At 66.4% G+C, this 17,586-nt stretch carries 15 protein-coding genes; 8 read left to right on the forward strand and 7 right to left on the reverse strand.

From position 1 onward, the window contains the following. The first annotated feature begins 143 nt into the window (after positions 1–143). Positions 144–617, forward strand: coding sequence for a GNAT family N-acetyltransferase (locus ACFPPB_RS10615; protein WP_377326835.1), 474 nt, complete (start codon positions 144–146; stop codon positions 615–617). 115 nt (positions 618–732) lie between these two features. Here ACFPPB_RS10615 and ACFPPB_RS10620 read toward each other — a convergent pair whose 3' ends face one another. Together ACFPPB_RS10620 and ACFPPB_RS10625 are read right to left on the reverse strand one after the other, a co-directional pair. After that, on the reverse strand, positions 733–3,207 hold the full coding sequence (locus tag ACFPPB_RS10620; protein ID WP_377326837.1) for a sensor domain-containing protein: 2,475 nt from the start codon (positions 3,205–3,207) through the stop codon (positions 733–735). A gap of 98 nt (positions 3,208–3,305) precedes the next feature. After that, on the reverse strand, positions 3,306–4,448 hold the full coding sequence (locus ACFPPB_RS10625) for a hypothetical protein (RefSeq protein ID WP_377326838.1): 1,143 nt from the start codon (positions 4,446–4,448) through the stop codon (positions 3,306–3,308). A gap of 191 nt (positions 4,449–4,639) precedes the next feature. On the opposite strand from ACFPPB_RS10625, the gene ACFPPB_RS10630 reads away from it, so the two are divergent. Then, complete coding sequence (locus ACFPPB_RS10630) at positions 4,640–5,926, forward strand: acetyl-CoA C-acetyltransferase (RefSeq protein WP_377326840.1); 1,287 nt, start codon at positions 4,640–4,642, stop codon at positions 5,924–5,926. 25 nt (positions 5,927–5,951) lie between these two features. Then, on the forward strand, positions 5,952–6,506 hold the full coding sequence (locus tag ACFPPB_RS10635) for an energy transducer TonB family protein (protein ID WP_377326842.1): 555 nt from the start codon (positions 5,952–5,954) through the stop codon (positions 6,504–6,506). Between the two features lie 292 nt (positions 6,507–6,798). On the opposite strand, the gene ACFPPB_RS10640 is transcribed toward ACFPPB_RS10635, so the two are convergent. The 4 genes from ACFPPB_RS10640 to ACFPPB_RS10655 form a co-directional block, all read right to left on the reverse strand. Next, positions 6,799–8,676: a phospholipase D-like domain-containing protein gene (locus tag ACFPPB_RS10640; RefSeq protein WP_377326843.1), complete on the reverse strand. Its 1,878-nt coding sequence runs from the start codon at positions 8,674–8,676 to the stop codon at positions 6,799–6,801. Between the two features lie 109 nt (positions 8,677–8,785). Next, positions 8,786–9,259 carry a SixA phosphatase family protein gene (locus tag ACFPPB_RS10645; protein ID WP_377326845.1) on the reverse strand — a complete coding sequence of 158 codons (474 nt, stop codon included), beginning with the start codon at positions 9,257–9,259 and terminating at the stop codon, positions 8,786–8,788. Between the two features lie 56 nt (positions 9,260–9,315). Continuing rightward, positions 9,316–9,948, reverse strand: a complete 633-nt coding sequence (locus ACFPPB_RS10650) for a nucleotide-binding protein (protein ID WP_377326847.1) — start codon at positions 9,946–9,948, stop codon at positions 9,316–9,318. A gap of 76 nt (positions 9,949–10,024) precedes the next feature. After that, complete coding sequence (locus ACFPPB_RS10655) at positions 10,025–11,056, reverse strand: hypothetical protein (RefSeq protein WP_377326849.1); 1,032 nt, start codon at positions 11,054–11,056, stop codon at positions 10,025–10,027. Positions 11,057–11,209: 153 nt separating this feature from the next. On the opposite strand from ACFPPB_RS10655, the gene ACFPPB_RS10660 reads away from it, so the two are divergent. Beyond that, positions 11,210–11,404: an antitermination protein NusB gene (locus tag ACFPPB_RS10660; protein WP_377326850.1), complete on the forward strand. Its 195-nt coding sequence runs from the start codon at positions 11,210–11,212 to the stop codon at positions 11,402–11,404. A gap of 12 nt (positions 11,405–11,416) precedes the next feature. Here ACFPPB_RS10660 and speE read toward each other — a convergent pair whose 3' ends face one another. Continuing rightward, positions 11,417–12,271: a polyamine aminopropyltransferase gene (gene speE / locus ACFPPB_RS10665; RefSeq protein ID WP_377326852.1), complete on the reverse strand. Its 855-nt coding sequence runs from the start codon at positions 12,269–12,271 to the stop codon at positions 11,417–11,419. Between the two features lie 306 nt (positions 12,272–12,577). Here speE and speA point away from each other — a divergent pair, with 306 nt between their 5' ends. The 4 genes from speA to ACFPPB_RS10685 all read left to right on the forward strand — a co-directional run bounded on the left by speA (position 12,578) and on the right by ACFPPB_RS10685 (position 17,450). Continuing rightward, on the forward strand, positions 12,578–14,467 hold the full coding sequence (gene speA, locus ACFPPB_RS10670; protein ID WP_377326854.1) for a biosynthetic arginine decarboxylase: 1,890 nt from the start codon (positions 12,578–12,580) through the stop codon (positions 14,465–14,467). 112 nt (positions 14,468–14,579) lie between these two features. Beyond that, a complete protein-coding gene (locus tag ACFPPB_RS10675; RefSeq protein ID WP_377326856.1) occupies positions 14,580–15,365 on the forward strand; it encodes a 3-hydroxybutyrate dehydrogenase in 786 nt (261 codons plus the stop codon). Between the two features lie 5 nt (positions 15,366–15,370). After that, on the forward strand, positions 15,371–16,555 hold the full coding sequence (locus ACFPPB_RS10680; RefSeq protein WP_377326858.1) for a DUF3734 domain-containing protein: 1,185 nt from the start codon (positions 15,371–15,373) through the stop codon (positions 16,553–16,555). A 16-nt stretch (positions 16,556–16,571) separates the two neighbouring features. After that, positions 16,572–17,450: an NAD(P)-dependent oxidoreductase gene (locus ACFPPB_RS10685; RefSeq protein WP_377326860.1), complete on the forward strand. Its 879-nt coding sequence runs from the start codon at positions 16,572–16,574 to the stop codon at positions 17,448–17,450. Positions 17,451–17,586 lie beyond the last annotated feature (136 nt).

Consider the following 17,586-nt stretch of genomic DNA (forward strand, 5'->3'; position numbering starts at 1 on the left):
CGTTCATCGCGGCGACGGTTTGGCCTGGTGCCGGTATGGCGGACATCCGCTATAGCCGGCGGCTACCGCTCGGACCCTACGCGCCGACGTGTGAAGACGGCGCACGCTACGATGGATGCCCAGCCCTGCACCGGAGTCATACCGTGTCATTGTCGATTCGCGCCGCCGCCATCACCGACCTTGCCGACCTCGCCGCATGGAATGCCGCGATGGCATGGGAAACCGAACACAAGCGGCTCGATCCCGCGATCCTGCAGCGCGGCATCAGCGGTGTATTCGAGGAGCCGCGACGCGGCTTCTACCTGATTGCAGAACGCGATGGCGTGGCAGTTGGCAGCTTGCTGGTGACGTATGAGTGGAGCGACTGGCGCTGCGGCGATTTCTGGTGGATTCAGAGCGTGTACGTGATCCCTGCCGCGCGGCGGGGCGGTGTGTTTCGCGCGCTGTACACCACGGTCGAGCAGCGTGCGGCAGCGGCCGGCGCGGCCGGTCTGCGCCTGTATGTGGAAACCGAGAACGACCGTGCGCAGACAACCTACGCCGAGCTGGGCATGCAGCGCTGTCCTTACTTCATGTACGAAGCACTGCTGCCCGGCCGCGCCGGGAAGCTACCGTAGGAGCCCGCTTGCGGGCGATGCTTTTGCTCAGATGGTTGAGTAGGAAAAATCAAAACAGCAGCATCGCCCGCAAGCGGGCTCCTACAAAAAAATCACCCGAAGCCGCGTACCCGGTTCAGGTGGTGGCAGCGAGCAATTGCTGGAATTCCTCCGCCGACATCGGCGCGCCGAACAGGAAGCCCTGCAGCTGCGAACATCCGGCGTGGCGCAGGAACGCACTCTGCTCGCGGGTCTCCACGCCTTCGGCGATCACCATCTTGTTGAGGCTGCGCGCCATCGCGATGATCGCGCTGGTGATGGTGGCGGTGTCGCGGTCGCTGGTCAGGTCGTGCACGAACACGCGATCGATCTTCAACGCATCGATCGGGAAATGCTTCAGGTAGGAGAGACTGCAATATCCGGTGCCGAAATCGTCCAGCGACAGCCGCACGCCGCGCTGCCTGATCCGGCGCAGCAGGCCGGTGGTGGCATCGCCGCCGGACATCACCATGCGCTCGGTCAGTTCCAGTTCGAGCAGACCTTCATCGAGTCCGCTTTCGTTGAGCACGTCGTCCAGCCAGCTGTAGAAATCGGCGTGCTGGAACTGCAGCGGCGACACGTTCACCGAGACCGGAATGGCCTGACCGTTCCGTTGCCACAGCCGCGCCTCCTTGCACGCCTGCCGCAGCGCCCAGGCGCCGATCGGCAGAATCAGGCCACTGTCCTCGGCGACCGGGATGAACTGATCCGGCTTGTACAGCTCGTGTCCGTTCACCTGCCAGCGCAGCAATGCCTCGGCACCCGCGATGCGGCCGCTCTGTGCATCCACCTTGGGCTGGTAATGCAGGCTCAATTCGCGCCGCGACAGCGCCTGGCGCAGCGCCGTCTCGATGCGTCGGCGCGCCTGCGCGCGCTCGTTCATCAACGCGGTGAAGAAGCGGTAGCCGTGCAGGCCTTGCGCCTTTACCGCGACCAGCGCGGTTTCCGCGTGTTGCAGCAGGTCCTCCGGTTCGGCGGCATCGTCCGGATACACGCTGATGCCGATGCTGATGCGCAGCGCCAGCTCAGGCAGGCCGTCGACGCGGATCTGCTCGCACTGGTTGATCAGGATCTGGCACAGGCCGGCCGCTTCGCCCACGCTTTCCAGATGCGGCAGCAGCACCACGAATTCGTCGCCGCCATAACGGCTGAGCAGCTCGTCGCCGGGCAGGCAGCGATGCAGTTGCGCGGCCAGCGCACGCAGCACGCGGTCGCCGGCCGCGTGGCCGTGCAGTTCATTGATCTGCTTGAATTGGTCGATATCGATGTAGAGCAGCGCCGTGCGTTGCTGGCGCCGGTTCGCGGTCGCCAGTGCCTGTCCGATGTGGTCGTGCAGCTGGCTGCGGTTGGGCAGTCCGGTGAGCGTGTCGTGCTGGGTCAGATGGATCATCTTCAGCGCCAGCGCGCGGGTTTCGCTGACGTCGTGGAACACCAGCACGCCGCCGATGACGTTGCCGGCGTGGTCGTGGATCGGTGCGGAAGAGTCTTCCACCGGCGTGTCGAAACCATGCCGGTGGCGCAGCAAGGTCTTGCCGGCGAGGTCGACGATGGTGTTGTGTTCGATCGCCGCGCGCAGCGGATTGGCGATGGCGTGGCCGTCCTGAGCGTCGAACAGCTGGAAGATTTTCTCGATCGGCCGGCCCTGCACCTCGTCGCTGCTCCAGCCCGTCATCGCCTCGGCGATCGGGTTGAGCGAGGTGATGCACAGCTGCGTATCGGTGGTGATCACCGCGTCGCCGATCGAACGCAAGGTGACCTCGGCCAGTTCGCGTTCGCGGTGCAGCGCATCCTCGAATGCCTTGCGCTGGCTGATGTTCTGCACCTGCGACACGAAATACAACGGGGCGCTCTGCTCGTCGCGCACCAGCGACACGCTGAGCTGGACGTGGACTATGCGGCCGTCCTTGTGCAGGTTGCGCTTCTCCAGCTGGTACGACTCGCGCTTGCCGGCCAGCAGCTCCGCCATCAGCTCGGCGTCGGCCACCATGTCGTCCGGGTGGGTGAGCAGGGTGATGTCCAGCGCCAGCAGCTCGTCTTCGCTATAGCCGAGCATCTGGCACACCGCGGCATTGACGCGCAGGAAGCGGCCGCCAGGACTGGTGAGCGTCATGCCGATCGCGGCATGCTGGAAGGCGCCGAAGAAACGCTGCTCGCTTTCGTGCAGCTGCAGCTCCAGCAGATGCCGTTCAGTGATGTCCAGCAGCGCGGTGAACACGCCGCGCACGCGTCCGTTCTCGTCGAAATCCGGCTGGAAGTTGCCGTGGGCGTAACGCCGCTCGCTGCCGTTGTACAGCTCGCCCTCGAAGCTGGCCATCCGGCCGGCATAGGCCTTTTCCAGTGCCGGCGCCGCGCTACGGTAATTGCGCCGGCCGACCACGTCGATCAGGCGCTTGCCGATCAATGCCTGCGGGTCGACCCCGAGCCAGCTGCGATGGGTCTCGTTGGCGTAACTGAAACACTGCTCGGCATCGAGATAGGCCAGCAGTACCGGCGCGCCGCTCAAGATTTGCGCGGGCCAGTCCGGCCCCTGGAGAAGCGAAGGCAATACCTCGGCAGACTTGTGCGGCCGCATGGTCATTCCGTCAGCTGGAACGCGCCCCCCTCTCGGCGCGCCCCCATCATGCGCCGAGTTTCCGCCGCGGCACAAATGCCGCGTTCGCCGGCGGCGGCTTAATGCAGTGCTGTCGCCGGCGCGCCCAATTGGCCGCGATCGTCCAGCACGATCCGGCCCAGCGCATGCAGCCCGGGCGCGATGCCGTAGCGGTCGGCCAGCAGCGCCAGCAAGGGTCCCAGCGCCTGCGGCTGCCAGGGATAGCCATGCGCCAGCGCGCGGGCCGCGCCGCCCTCGCCGCGTTGCGCCACGGTGAGCGCGACCACACCGAGTCCAGGTGCCTCGTGTGCGAACAGGACCGGCGATTCGTAACCGGGCTCGACCGCGGCCAGCGTTTCCAGCAGGTAGCCGGCGCCGGCCTCGGTTTCCGCATGTGCGGCCGGCTGCAGCAGCAATGGCAGCTGATGCGCGTCGAGCAGCGCCGCATACTGGCGCAACTCGAACACGATGCCGGCGAAGTCATGCACTCGCTGCGCGATATCGCCCGTCTGCGCGGCGAGCCACTGCGCCGGCGACTGCGCAAGCACCTTGCCGTCGGCGTATTGCAGGCTCAACCCGCGTGCGCTCATCGCCGATTCGGCTTGCCGGGGGGTCAGCAGCGCCGCTTCCAGCAGTGTCCACAGTGATGCCAGATTGACGTGCTCGTATTGCACGCAGGTCAGCGCCAGCAAGTCGTCGCGGCTGAGGTAACGCACATGCTCCAGGCGGATGCCGAGCGTGCGCATCAGCCAGTCGGCGGTCAGCGTGCCGGCTTCGCCGCGGCCGACCAGATGGACCTCCAGCAACTCCGACAGCTCGTCGGCCAGCGTCGCGGGAGCCAGCAGGCTCAGCGGCAGCAGCCGCATCGGGCCATCGGCAAAGATCGGCGACGGCTCCAGCGGCTGCGCCGGCATTCGGCCGTCGTGGGTGCCGAACGCCACCACGTTGTCCAGCTCGCCCCGCGGCACGCGCCTGGCCAGCTCATCCAGCGTGGTCCACACCGGAAAGCCCGGCCGCAGCAGCTCGACCTGGTCGAACAGCGCCCCCGCGAGTACCAGCCGGGCGGCGTCGACCTGCGGCACCAGTGCGTGCAGGTCGGCGGCAATCAGTTCCGCCAGCTCCGCCGCCTCGTCGCGGCTCAGGGTCGTGCGCGATGACGCTTCGCCCGCGACCGGTTCCAGGGCGAGCACGATGGGCAGGGCGAGCAGCGCTTGTGCTTCCACAGTCGGCAATCCGAACGGCAAAGGGAACCGATTCTAGCAGCGAGGACGTCCTGACCCGTTTCGTGCGGTTCCCGGCCATTGAAACAAAGGACCGTGCTGAACGGATCGGGACATCCTCCGGCGTTTTGGGCTTTCGCCGCGCGCCATCGCGGGTTAGCCTTGACCGACTTGAGTTGTGGACCGTTTCGAGCATGGAAAACACGCTAACGCGCGTCGGGGTGATCGGGGGTGTGCGTATCCCGTTCTGCCGCAACAACACCGCGTATGCCGACGTCGGCAACTTCGGCATGTCGGTGAAGGTGCTGGGCGCGCTGGTCGAACGATTCGGGCTGCATGGAGTGGAGCTGGGCGAAGTGGCGATGGGTGCGGTGATCAAGCATTCGTCGGACTGGAACCTGGCGCGCGAGGCGCTGCTCAGTTCCGGGCTGGCGCCGACCACGCCGGGCATCACCACCGCGCGTGCCTGCGGCACCTCGCTGGACAACACGATCATCATCGCCAACAAGATTGCCGTGGGGCAGATCACGGCGGGCATCGCCGGCGGCTCGGATACCACCAGCGATGTGCCGATCGTCTACGGCAGGCGCTTGCGCAAGCGTCTGCTGGCGATGAACCGGGCGAAGACGCCGCTGGACAAGTTGAAAGTGGCGCTGCGCGGGTTTTCCTTCCGCGAGCTGAAGCCTTCGTTCCCCGGCGTGGCCGAGCCGCGCACCGGCAAGTCGATGGGCGACCATTGCGAAAAGATGGCGAAGGAATGGCAGATCGCTCGCCAGGCACAGGATCAGCTGGCGCTGGACAGCCATCACAAGCTGGCCGCCGCGTATGACGCCGGTTTCTTCGACGACTTGCTGGTGCCGTTCCGCGGCCTCAAGCGAGATGGCTTCCTGCGTCCGGATTCGACGCTGGAGAAGCTGGCGACGCTGAAGCCGGCGTTCGACAAGAGCTCCGGCCACGGCACGCTGACTGCGGGCAATTCCACGGGCCTGTCCGATGGCGCGGCCGCCGTGTTGCTGGGCAGTGACGAGTGGGCCGCTCAGCGGGGCCTGACCATCCAGGCGTATCTGCGCGACGCCGAAGTCGCCGCGGTGGATTTCGTCCACGGCGAAGGCCTGCTGATGGCGCCGACCGTCGCGGTGCCGCGCATGCTGGCGCGGCAGGGACTGACTCTGCAGGATTTCGATTACTACGAGATCCACGAAGCGTTCGCGGCGCAGGTGCTGTGCACGCTGCGTGCGTGGGAGAGTGCCGACTACTGCAAGAACCGGCTCGGCCTCGATGCGCCGCTGGGCTCGATCGACCCGGCCAGGCTCAACGTGCATGGCTCCAGCCTCGCGGTAGGTCATCCGTTTGCCGCCACCGGTGCGCGCATCGTCGCCACGTTGGCGAAGATGCTGGAACAGAAAGGCTCCGGCCGTGGCCTGATCTCGATCTGCACCGCTGGTGGCATGGGCGTCACCGCGATTCTCGAACGGCCATGAACGGGCCCATGAACGGATTGTCCGCATGCTGCGGCTGCGCACCACCACCGGCCTGAGCGCGCTGGCGCTGGCGATCGGCATCGCCGGCACCGGCTGGCTCAGCACGCTGACGGTCGGCTGGCCCGGCCCGGCGCCACGTCTTGCCGCGGCTTGGCAGGGATCATCCATGCCGCCGCGTGCCCTGCCCTCGCCGCAGCACCGGCAACGTCCGCTCGGCGTGGTGCAGGTGCGTCGCGTCGATGCGGATCGCTCCGCCAGCGACATGGGCGAAGCGCAGGCCGCTGCGCCGGCACCGGAACTGGTGCCGTTGGTGATGCCCGGCGATACCTCGCAATCCTGGGACGAACTGCGCGGCCATCTGGACGGCCGCGTGGTGTTGCACGTCGGCGTCGACGGCAACGGCCGTGTCGATGCGGCCCGTCTGGTCGAATCCAGCGGCGATCCGGTGCTCGACGAGCATGCCTTGCGCAGCGTGCGGGGCTGGCGTTTCGCGGTGCCGGGCGATCATCCGGACGGGATCAGCGGCGACCTGCCGATGCGTTTCTCCGCGCAGGGCGAGCGCATCGCGCAATCGCCGTAGGGATTTTGTCCAGCCGCGCTGGTGTCGCGCTTTTGTAGTTTCGTGCTCGTGGCTTCTTGTAGGAGCCCGCTGGCGGGCGATGCCTTTGCGCTTGTTCTTTGGTTGGGTGAGCACCAAAGAGAAAGTGACTCGGGCGCCGTAGGCGCACGAAAGCTTTTCGCTTCGAATCACCAGCTAAAGAGCAGGGGCATCGCGCACCAGCGGGCTCCTACGAGAGGTCGCGGTGCAAAGTGACTCGGCCTCCGCGGGAGGACGAAGGCTATTCAGGCCCTGCTTCAAACAAAACAGGAGTTCACAGCACGCCTTTCGCGCCCACACCGAAGGCGGTGACCAGCCGCGTGATAATCAGTTTCGGCGACAGCGCCACATCGGGAAAATCGCCGACCGGCTGATAGCAGGCGTAGAAGCCCGGATCGGCCGCGCGCATCGGCTGGCAGCCAGGCTTGAGGTCGTAGCTGGTGGCGTAGCGGAACGGCCACAGATCGAACAGCGGCAGTTGCGCGGAGACGCTGCCGATCGCATCGTTGATGTCGGTGAGAAACGGCGTCGCCGATTGCCGCGGCGCGATCACCCACGCGTTTTCCGGCTGGGTGTCGCGCATGATGCTGCGGCGCAGCTGGTCGGCGAACGCGTGGTCGTAGACGATCACGCCGGCTTCGGTGTTGTAGTGATCCGAACGCGGATCGAAGTTGTGCGAGCCGACCATCGCGAACGTGTCGTCGACCACGATCGACTTGGCATGCAGGCCGAACCGCCGCCCTTCGCTGAGCAATGGCGCCGGCCGGTTGTTGCTGCCGCGGCTGCCGAGCAGGTGAAAGCGCGCCCGCGTAGCGCTGGCCGGGCTGGCGGTTTGCGCCGGCATCGCCGCCGTGTCCATGCCGAGGTTGGCCAGCTCGTTGTCCACCGCCGGGCCCGGGGCATGCGGCTTCAGTTCGTGGATCTCGAAGCCGAACGTCTTCAGATAGCGCTTGCGATGCTTGTACGACATCGCATACACGGCGAACGCGTCGGTCGAGGCCAGCGAATTGGTCGACACGATCACCCGTGGCGGCTCGTCGCGCTTGTGCAATCGCTTGAAGATGCGCTGGGCGCTTTTGCTCATCACAAGATACGGCGTCTGCAGCAGGACTTCGCGCTTGGCGTCGTCGATCATGTGCATGATGTGCCGGGTGTATTCCAGCGCGCGTCGCTGGTCCGGTTTGTCGGTCTTCGACGGCAGATCGCTGAAATAGTCGACCTTGCCGGCCGTCAGCGAGGGATCGACCAGCCACGCCTGCAGCCATGCCGGATCTTCGGCGGCCTGCTGCAGCTGTGCCACCCGCTGCGGCCGGCGATAATGCGGCGTCGGCCAGGCCGGCGGGGCGCGATCGGACAGGATTCGCCGGTTGACGTCGCGCAGGTGGGTCAGCGGCACTGCACGCTTGTGCCGCCAGAACAACTCGAAACTGGCCGCCATCTGTCTTGCGGCGGGTCCGCCGACCATCACGTCGCGGTCGACGTAGTCGAAATCGTCGTCCCAGTTGAAATAGCGATCCTGGTAATTGCGTCCACCGGTGATGCCGATGGTGTCGTCCACCAGCAGCAGCTTGTTGTGCATGCGCTGGTTGAACTGCATGAAACAGCACAGCAGTCCGGCGGCGAATTCCAGCGGTTGCGTATGGGCCTTGTGGAAGGTGGGGTTGTACAGCCGTACCTGCAGGTTCGCGCTGACCCGCGACAGCCGGTCGAGCACGTCTGGATTGTCGAACGAGAACAGCTGGTCGGCCAGGATGCGTACCTGCACGCCGCGGCGGGCCGCCAGCACCAGTTCGTTCAGCATCAGCTGGCCGGCATCGTCCTGATCCCAGATGTAGGTCTGCACGTCGATCGACTGACGTGCCGCGCGGACCAGGTTGATCCGCGCCGCCAGCGCCGGCTCGCTGTCGTCGAGCAAGGTGACCACATTCACGGGCTCTTGCGGGGTGGATTCGGCCATTGCCCGGGTTGCCGCCTCCAGCAGCGGCGACGGCACCGCACAGCGATCGGCCTGCGCGCAGGCCGTGCTGCGATCGACGGTGGTTGCGACGACGGCGTCCGCACGACGAATTTGCGCCCGTGACAGCGTGCAGCCCTGCAGCAGCAGGGTCGCGAGCAGGAGTGGAAGGCTGACCTGGCGCAGGAAACAGGGCATGCGCGAATGATACGGAGGATGCATGCGGCGGTGAGGGCTTTCCATGCAGGCGCCGCTCAATCGGGCTGAACCGTCAGCGCGGTCGGCGAACGAGCGGCGGTGCGTGGGTTCAGGGCGACCAGAATGCATCCAGTCGAGCATGGCCCGGTTCCAGCGAACCGTTCAGATGCAGCACGGCCAGCGCGCCGGGCGGCATGCCGCGGAATTCGTCAGAGCGGCCTTCGACCAGCAGCGCGACCAGCCGCTCGATGCCGGGATTGTGGCCCACCAGCATGACCGTGCCGGCGTCGGTGTGCTGATCGAGCAGGGCGAGCAATTCGCCGGGCGAGGCGTCGTAGATCTCGCTGGCCAGGTGCGGCACCGGCGCGGAGTCGATCGCGGCCAGCGCCAGGCGGGTGGTTTCGTCGGTGCGCCGGGTCGGCGAGCACAATACCCGCTCGGGTCGGATGCCGTGCCCGGCCAGCCAAAGTCCGGCCGCCTGCGCCTCCTGCTCGCCGCGTGCGCTGAGCGGACGCTGCTGGTCATCGCCGGAGGTTTCTATCGGCACCGCTTCGGCATGCCGCAACAAAATCAGTTCTTGCATGGAGGACTCCGGGGCGTGGTGGCGCTTGGCGCGATAAGCATCAAGAGGGGCTTGCTTCACTGCTGACGCTTGATCCAGCGCAGCAGCGCCTTCCAGTCCTGCTGGTGGCTGCGCACCTGTTCGGACTGGTAATCGAAAATGCCCTTGCCCAGCGCACTCAGCAGCACATAGGCCTGACTGTCGCGCAGTTGCGCCACGATCGGGAACGGGGACTGTTCGGCGAGCTGGGCGATCGCGTCCTGGCTGGCGTGGGTCCATGGCTTGAGTCGGTTGGCGACCAGTCCCACCGGCAGCTTGCCGCGGCGGATGCGGCCGAACGACTGCAGCTCGCCGATGAAGTGGAGCGTGGCGTGCAGGTCGAACGACGACGGCAGCACCGGCACCAGCAGCACGTCGGCCTGTTCCAGGTACGGTTCCAGTTCGCGCTCGCCGGAGCCGGCGGCGGTGTCGATCAGCAGTTGCTGGGTGTCCGGCGGCAATTTCTGCAGCGCGCGGCGACCGCCTTCGAGTCCCAGCACGCCGGGAACGTTGTCCGGTCGGAGGCCGGCCCAGCGGTAGCTGGAACCTTGCCGGTCGGCGTCGATGATGGTGGTGTGCTGCCCTGCCTGTGCCCAGTGCGAGGCAAGCTGGGTCACCAGCGTGCTCTTGCCGCAACCGCCCTTGCTGCTTGCCACCAGCGTCGTAAGCATCGACTCACCCTTGTCGCGGAAGGTGGGCCAAGCCTACACGGCTGCGGATGCGGCGCAAAGGGCGCAGCGGTCGACCTCAGCCTGGCTCGCGCGGCTGCCAGTCGGCGGGCGCCTCGGCCGGGATGCGATTGTCGCGCAGGGCCGCGAGCAGCAGGCTCATCTCGGTACCGCCGTTGCGCGCCAGCGCCAGCAGATGCTGGGCCAGCGCCGGCTCGTTCTGCGCGCGGGCCAGCAGCTGGCCGAAACTCTTCACTTGCCAGATCAGGTTGCGGCGGGCGTCCTTCGCTTCCTGCTGCTGGCTCGGGTCGTCCGCCAGCACTTCGCGCAGATGCAGGCCGAGCGAGCGCGACAACGGACTGGAGCCCCATTCGAGCAGCTTGCCCAGCTTCAGGCAGTCGGCCTTGGTCGAGGCGTCGCCGCTGCCGTTCTCGCATAGCTTGGCGATGAGCTGCAGGGCCGGTTGCGGCTGCGTGCCGGCGATCCCGTAGACCAGCATGGCCTGCATGCCCGCTGCGCCGGCTTTCGAGGTCGGGTCGAAGGTGTCGGCCGGTGGCGGCAGGACGCCGATCGAACTGGCCAGGGCCTTCAGGCTGGCGCCGGTGTAGTCATCGTACAGCTTGCTGTCGGCGGCCTTGCCCAGGTCCTCGCGGGCGGCATCCTGCTTCATGTCGTGGGCGTCCGCGCCGAGCTTCAGCAGCCACACCGCGGCATTGTCCGGAGCCTGGACAATCAGCTGGTCCAGCGCCGCGGTATTCGGGCAGGCGTCGGCCTTGGCATCGCAATCGGCCAGCCGCACCCAGCTGACCGCGGCGTCCGCTCCCTCGGCCTGGACGGCGCGCCCGATCAGCGCATGGAAGCTGTTGCTGGGCGGCTGATTGAACAGTGGTCGGGCCAGCAAGGCGGCGCCAAGCAGCGGCAAGGCATCGGCGCGCGGCGCCAGCACGCTGACCAGGTCGCGCTGGAACGCCAGCTGCGCCTTGTCGCGACCGGCGGCCGCCTTGCTCGGTTCATGCCGGGTCTTGCCGGGGGCGGTTTTGCCGGCGAAGGCCGGCGTCGCCAGCAGTGCCAGGGCGCCGGTCAGGGCCAGGTAGCGCAATCCACGCATCATGTGGCTGGGTCCGCAATCAAAGGGTTCAGCATAGCTCGCGCAGATTAAGCGTGGCTGATCCGCCTACCTCGCGCCCGCGGACCGGTACAGCCAGATATGTCAGGATTGCGGTTTCGGCGCACGGCGGCGCCCTCACGTTCAGGGAGACGCGTAGTGGATCAATTGTCGAGATTCGCCGGTGGTGCCCCGTGGTTCGTCGGCTGGGGCACGCTGGCGCTGATCAATGCCGCGCTGGCACAGGGCAAGAACCGCAGCGGACTGCTGTGGTTTCTGTTGTCGCTGTTGTTCGGCCCGTTCGCGACGCTGCTGCTGGTCTTGCTGCCGAAGGTGCGCGGCAGCTTGTTCTGAGCGCGCCTGGGTTTATTCGCCTAGCGCTTCGCGCATGAATTCCGGTTGCGCCAGCGCACCCTTGTGGATGTCGGCGTTGTAGTAGCGGGTCGGGAAGTTCTTGCTGATCGCGCCGCGCTCGCGGAAGCCGGACAGGTCGCCGCCCTTGCGCGCCATGGTGCAGCTCCACCAGCCGGTCGGGTAGCACGGCTGCGGGAACGGCAGTGTCTTCACGGCGTTGAAGCCGGAGGTGCGCATGGCCGAGCGCATCGACTTGATCAGGTCCAGGTGCGCCAGCGGCGATTCGCTTTGCTGCACCAGCAGGCCGCCATGGCGCAGCGCCTTGTGGCAGCTGGCGTAGAACGCGGCATTGAACAGGCCTTCGGCCGGGCCGACCGGATCGGTCGAGTCGACGATGACCAGGTCCAGCGAATCGGGTTCGCACTCGGCCATGTACTTGATGCCGTCGATGAAGAGCAGTTCGGCGCGCGGGTCGTGGTTCGATTCGCACAGTTCCGGAAAATATTCCTCGGCCAGCCGCGTCACGCGCTCGTCGATCTCCACCTGCACCGCCGACTCGACTTCCTCGTGCTTGAGCACTTCGCGCAAGGTGCCGCAATCGCCGCCGCCGATGACCACCACGCGCTTGGCGCGCGCATGGGTGAACAGCGCCGGGTGGGTCATCATCTCGTGATAGAAGAAGTTGTCGCGGGTGGTCAGCATCACGCAACCGTCGATCACCATCAGGTTGCCCCAGTCGGTGGTCTTGTAGATCTCGATGGTCTGGAAGGGGGTCTTCTCCGCGTGCAGCAGTTGCTCGGTGCGGAATCCGATGGAGGAACCGGAAGCCTGGTGGGCTTCGGTGAACCAGCTGAGCTGCTGCGACATGGCGGGATGTTCCTGACGAACCGGGTGGAAGGATGAGGACTGCCGATTGTAGCGATAACGGCGGTGAACGTCCCCAGAGCAGGCCGCCGGCACATGCGCATATCGTCACAGGCGCCCATTACAATGGCGGCCTGGCATCGCCGGCGCAGCGCGTCCGGTTGCCGACAAGTCCGATCGGCCCCGCGGCGTGCGAGGCTTCCGGTCGCTCGGGCTTCGTGCTCCTGAGTTGGGCAACACCGTCAAGGCTCGCCGCTGCGACGACATCATCCATGCTTGTAACAAGCGCCTGCACAAGGAGCTACGCTGATGTCGAACCATTGGAATACCGATTCCGCCCGCCACACCTATGCCGTGCCCCACTGGAGCGACGGCTACGTGGACGTGAACCCCGCCGGCGAGATCGTGATGCGTCCGCATGGCGCCAGCGGGCCGGCCCTGTCGCTGCCACAGATCGTCGAACGCGCCCGCAGCGAAGGCCTGCGCTTGCCGTTGCTGGTGCGCTTTCCGGACATTCTCGCCGACCGTCTCGCGCGGCTGCAGGGCGCATTCGCCCGCGCCATTGCCGACAGCGCTTATGCCGGCGGCTATACGGCCATCTATCCGATCAAGGTGAATCAGCAGCGCGGCGTCGTCGGCGAGCTGGTGGCCGCGGGCAGCCATGGCTTAGGCCTGGAAGCCGGCTCGAAACCCGAATTGATGGCGGTGCTGGCGATGGCGCGGCCCGGTTCGATCGTGATCTGCAACGGCTACAAGGATCGCGAGTACGTCCGCCTCGCGCTGATCGGCCTGAAGCTGGGCCTGCGCGTGCATATCGTGATCGAGAAGCTGTCCGAGCTCGATCACGTGTTCAGCGAGGCCAAGGTGCTGGATGTCGAGCCGCTGCTCGGCGTGCGCGTGCGGCTGGCCTCGATCGGCGCGGGCAAATGGCAGAACACCGGTGGCGACAAGGGCAAGTTCGGCCTGTCGCCGAATCAGGTGCTCACCCTGATCGAGCGGCTCGACGCGGCCGGCCTCAAGCACACGCTGAAGCTGCAGCATTTCCACATGGGCTCGCAGATCTCCAACGTGCGCGACATCGCCAACGGCATGCGCGAAGCGACGCGCTACTTCGTCGAGCTGACCCGGATGGGCGTGCCGCTGGAAATCGTCGACGTCGGCGGCGGCCTCGGTGTGGATTACGAAGGCTCGCGCTCGCGCAGCCACAATTCGATCAACTACTCGATCGAGCAGTACGCCGCCACGATCGTGCAGTCGCTGGCCGAAGCGGTCGAGACCGAAGGCCTGCCCGCGCCGCATATCCTCACCGAAGCCGGTCGCGCGATGACCGCGCATCACGCGGTGATGGTGGTCAACGTGACCGAAGTGGAGCCGGTGCCGACCGGCGCGATTCCGCCGTTGCACGTGGAAGAGCCCGCGGTGCTGCGCCGGCTGCGCGAAACCTGGGAAGAGCTGGACCGGCGTCCAGCGCTGGAGCTGTTCCACGAAGCTCAGCACCATCTGCAGGAAGGCCAGACGCTGTACGCGCTGGGTCAGCTGGCGCTGGCCGACCGCGCGCGGCTGGACGAGATGTACTACGCGATCGCCGGCGCCGTGCGCACGCGCCTGCTGCCGGCCGAGCGCTCGCACCGACAGGCGCTGGACGAGCTGGACGAGAAGCTGGTCGACAAGTACTTCGTGAACTTCTCGGTGTTCGAATCGATTCCGGACGTCTGGGCGATCGGCCAGATCTTCCCGATCGCGCCGATCGCACGGCTAGCCGAGAAGCCGACGCGGCGCGGCGTGATCGTCGATCTCACCTGCGACTCGGACGGCCGCATCGACCAGTATGTCGATGCCGAAGGCGTCGACGTGAGCCTGCCGCTGCATGCCTTGAAGGAAGGCGAGAACTACCGGCTCGGCATCTTCATGGTCGGCGCCTACCAGGAAACGCTGGGCGACATCCACAATCTGTTCGGCGACACCGATGCGGTGAATGTGCGCGTCGACGGCGACAGCTACACCTTCGCGCACGTGCGCCGTGGCGACACCACGGATCTCATGCTCGACTACGTCGGTTACGACCTCGAAGTGCTGCGCCGGAGCTACCGCGAACGCATAGCCAACGCAGGTGTGACCGGCGCCGAGGCCGAACAGTTGTACGGGACACTTGATGGCGGACTGACGGCTTACACCTATCTGGCCGAAGACCCGCATTGATTGTAGGAGCCCGCTTGCGGACGATGCTCTCGTCGAAAGTGGTGGAAAGTGCATCGCCCACGAGTGGGCTCCTACATGAGAAATCACCGCATTACGCACACGGGAGCAGCTCATGACAAGTCTCAACAACAAGGTCGCCCTGATCACCGGTGCGGCCAGCGGCCTCGGCAAGGCGATTGCCGAGCTCTATGCGAAGCACGGCGCCAGCGTGGCGATCGCCGACATCAACCAGCAGGCGGCCGACGCGGTGGCGGCCGAGATCAATGCGACCGGCGGCAAGGCGATCGGCATCGCGATGGACGTCACCGACGAGACGGCGGTGAATGCCGGCACCGACAAGGTGGTCGCCGCGTTCGGCGCGCTCGACATCCTGATTTCGAATGCCGGCGTGCAGATCATCAACCCGATCGACCAGTTCGCGTTCGCCGACTGGAAGAAGATGCTGGCGATCCATCTCGACGGCGGCTTCCTCACCACCAAGGCCGCGCTGCAGCATATGTACAAGGGCGACCGCGGCGGCATTGTGATCTACATGGGTTCGGTGCATTCGCATGAGGCGTCGAAGCTGAAGTCCGCCTACGTCGCCGCCAAGCATGGCCTGCTCGGCCTTGCCCGCACGCTGGCCAAAGAAGGCGCGCCGCACAACGTGCGCTCGCACGTGATCTGCCCCGGCTTCGTGCGCACGCCGCTGGTCGAGAAGCAGATTCCCGAGCAGGCGAAGGAGCTGGGCATCACGGAAGACGAAGTGATCAGGAACGTGATGCTGAAGGATACCGTCGACGGCGTGTTCACCACGGTCGAGGACATCGCACAGACGGCGTTGTATCTGGCCACCTTCCCGTCCGCCGCGCTGACCGGTCAGTCGATCGTGGTCAGCCACGGCTGGTACATGCAGTAAGCGCCGTGGCTGACGCCAAGCGCTCGAATCCGCCGGCCACGCTGACCGAAACGGTGGCGCGCGACTACCACACCGTCGCCCTGGTGCTGCAGGGCGGCGGTGCGCTGGGTGCCTATCAGGCCGGCGTCTACCAGGCACTGGCCGAAGCCGACCTGCACCCGACCTGGCTGGCCGGCATCTCGATCGGCGCGCTGAACGCCGCCATCATCGCGGGCAACCCGCCGCCGCGGCGCGTCGAGCGGCTGCGCGAGTTCTGGGAAACGATCTGCCGGCAACCGTTGCTGCCGGCAGTGCTCGATTTCGATACGAGTGCCTGGCCGCCGCTGTGGCGGAACGGCATCAGCGGTCTTGCCGCGTGGCGGGCGCTGACCGAGGGACAGGCCGGATTTTTCCAGCCGCGACTGGGGCCCCTGTTGCCATGGCATACGGGTCCGGCCGGCGCGAGCTGGTACGACACCACGCCGCTGCGCGCCACTCTGGAGCGGCTGGCCGACTTCGACCGCATCAACGATGCGCGCGCGATGCGGGTGTCGGTGGGCGCGGTGAACGTTCGCACCGGCGACTTCACCTACTTCGACAACACCCGCGACGCTTTGCGGCCCGAGCACTTCATGGCTTCCGGTGCGCTGCCGCCGGGGTTTCCGGCGGTGGAGATCGACGGCGAGTTCTACTGGGACGGCGGCATGGTCTCCAATACGCCGCTGTACAAAGTGCTGAGCGACCGTCCCAGCCACGACACGCTGGTGTTCCAGGTCGACCTGTGGAGCGCGCGCGGCAGCTTGCCGCACGACCTCGCGCAGGTGGCCGAGCGCAGCAAGGAGATCCAGTTCTCCAGCCGCACCCGCCTGATCACCGAGTTCATGCGGCGCACGCAGGAGCATCGCTGCCTGCTGCACGACGTGATGGCGCTGGTGCCGGAAGATCGGCGCAACGATCCGGCCTACCGTCGCGCCCTGGCGCGTTCGGCCGCCGCGTTGACCAACGTGATCCACCTGATCTACCGCGACAAGCCTTACGAAGGCCATTACAAGGACTACGAATTCAGCACCGCCAGCATGCAAAGCCACTGGCAAAGCGGCATGGAGGACATGCGCCACACGCTGGCGCATCGGCAGTGGCTCGCGGCGCCCGATCCTGAAGATCCCTTCGTGACGCATGATGTGCATCGCGCCACCACCACTTCCGACTGAGCATCAAGGACACCGCATGACCCTCAAGGCAGCATTTATCGGACTCGGCGCGATGGGCGCGCCGATGGCCGGCCATCTCAAGGCGAAAGGATTGCTGCATGCGGTGGCCAACCGCACGCAGGCCAAGGCGTTGCAGCTGGCGCAGGAACTGGGCGTCGCCGCGCCGGCCACGCTGGCCGAGCTGGCCGCGCAGTGCGATGTTATCGCGCTGTGCGTCACCGCCGATGCCGATGTATTGAATACGGTCGAGGTATTGGCGCCGCATCTGCAGCCGGGTGCGATCGTGATCGATCACTCCACCGATGCGCCAGCCACCGCGAAGCGGGCGGCAGCGATGCTGGCCGCGGTCGGCGCGCACTTCCTGGACGCGCCGGTCTCCGGCGGCGTGGAAGGCGCGAAGAACGGCAAGCTGTCGGTGATGGTCGGCGGCGATGCGGCCGTGCTGGAACGGGCGCGCCCGGTGCTGGAGGCCTATGCGCTGCGGGTCACTCACCTGGGCGACGTCGGAGCCGGCCAGGCGACCAAGGCGATCAACCAGATTCTCGTCGCCGGAATCGCACAAGCCGTATGCGAAGGCCTCGCGCTGGGCGAGGCGCTCGGCCTCGATCCGGCGCGGCTGATCCCCACCCTGGGCGCCGGCGCCGCGGGCAACTGGTTCCTGGACAAGCGCGGCGCGACGATGCTGCGCGACGAATTCAGCGTCGGCTTCAAGCTCGCCTTGCTGCACAAGGATCTCGCCATCGTGCACGGCATCGCCGAGCAGGCCGGCACCGCCACGGCGGTGATCGACCGCTCACTGGCCGACTACGCCGAGCTGATGAGCCACGGCTACGGCGACGACGATATTTCGGCGTTGATCCGGCTGAAACGGAAAAGCCGGGTTTCGGAAGGTTGAAACAAAAAAGGTTCTTCGTGGAAACGTGTGGGTGAATTTCGCGCACTGATCGGGGTGTAGTCCAGGTGGGGCAAGGCTTTGCAGCCTTCAGCACTCGCCTGAAATCTGGCACGCTTTGCCGATGACTACTTCCGCG

The organism is Rhodanobacter terrae (assembly GCF_042657005.1).
Lineage (GTDB): Bacteria > Pseudomonadota > Gammaproteobacteria > Xanthomonadales > Rhodanobacteraceae > Rhodanobacter > Rhodanobacter terrae.

Bases quoted from the DNA above. Each gene is read 5' to 3' on its own strand.
- ACFPPB_RS10620 (WP_377326837.1), bottom strand. From the start codon at position 3,207: ATGCGGCCGCACAAGTCTGCCGAGGTATTGCCTTCGCTTCTCCAGGGG.
- ACFPPB_RS10630 (WP_377326840.1), top strand. From the start codon at position 4,640: ATGGAAAACACGCTAACGCGCGTCGGGGTGATCGGGGGTGTGCGTATC.
- ACFPPB_RS10635 (WP_377326842.1), top strand. From the start codon at position 5,952: ATGCTGCGGCTGCGCACCACCACCGGCCTGAGCGCGCTGGCGCTGGCG.
- ACFPPB_RS10640 (WP_377326843.1), bottom strand. From the start codon at position 8,676: ATGCCCTGTTTCCTGCGCCAGGTCAGCCTTCCACTCCTGCTCGCGACC.
- ACFPPB_RS10645 (WP_377326845.1), bottom strand. From the start codon at position 9,259: ATGCAAGAACTGATTTTGTTGCGGCATGCCGAAGCGGTGCCGATAGAA.
- ACFPPB_RS10650 (WP_377326847.1), bottom strand. From the start codon at position 9,948: ATGCTTACGACGCTGGTGGCAAGCAGCAAGGGCGGTTGCGGCAAGAGC.
- ACFPPB_RS10655 (WP_377326849.1), bottom strand. From the start codon at position 11,056: ATGATGCGTGGATTGCGCTACCTGGCCCTGACCGGCGCCCTGGCACTG.
- speE (WP_377326852.1), bottom strand. From the start codon at position 12,271: ATGTCGCAGCAGCTCAGCTGGTTCACCGAAGCCCACCAGGCTTCCGGT.
- speA (WP_377326854.1), top strand. From the start codon at position 12,578: ATGTCGAACCATTGGAATACCGATTCCGCCCGCCACACCTATGCCGTG.
- ACFPPB_RS10675 (WP_377326856.1), top strand. From the start codon at position 14,580: ATGACAAGTCTCAACAACAAGGTCGCCCTGATCACCGGTGCGGCCAGC.
- ACFPPB_RS10685 (WP_377326860.1), top strand. From the start codon at position 16,572: ATGACCCTCAAGGCAGCATTTATCGGACTCGGCGCGATGGGCGCGCCG.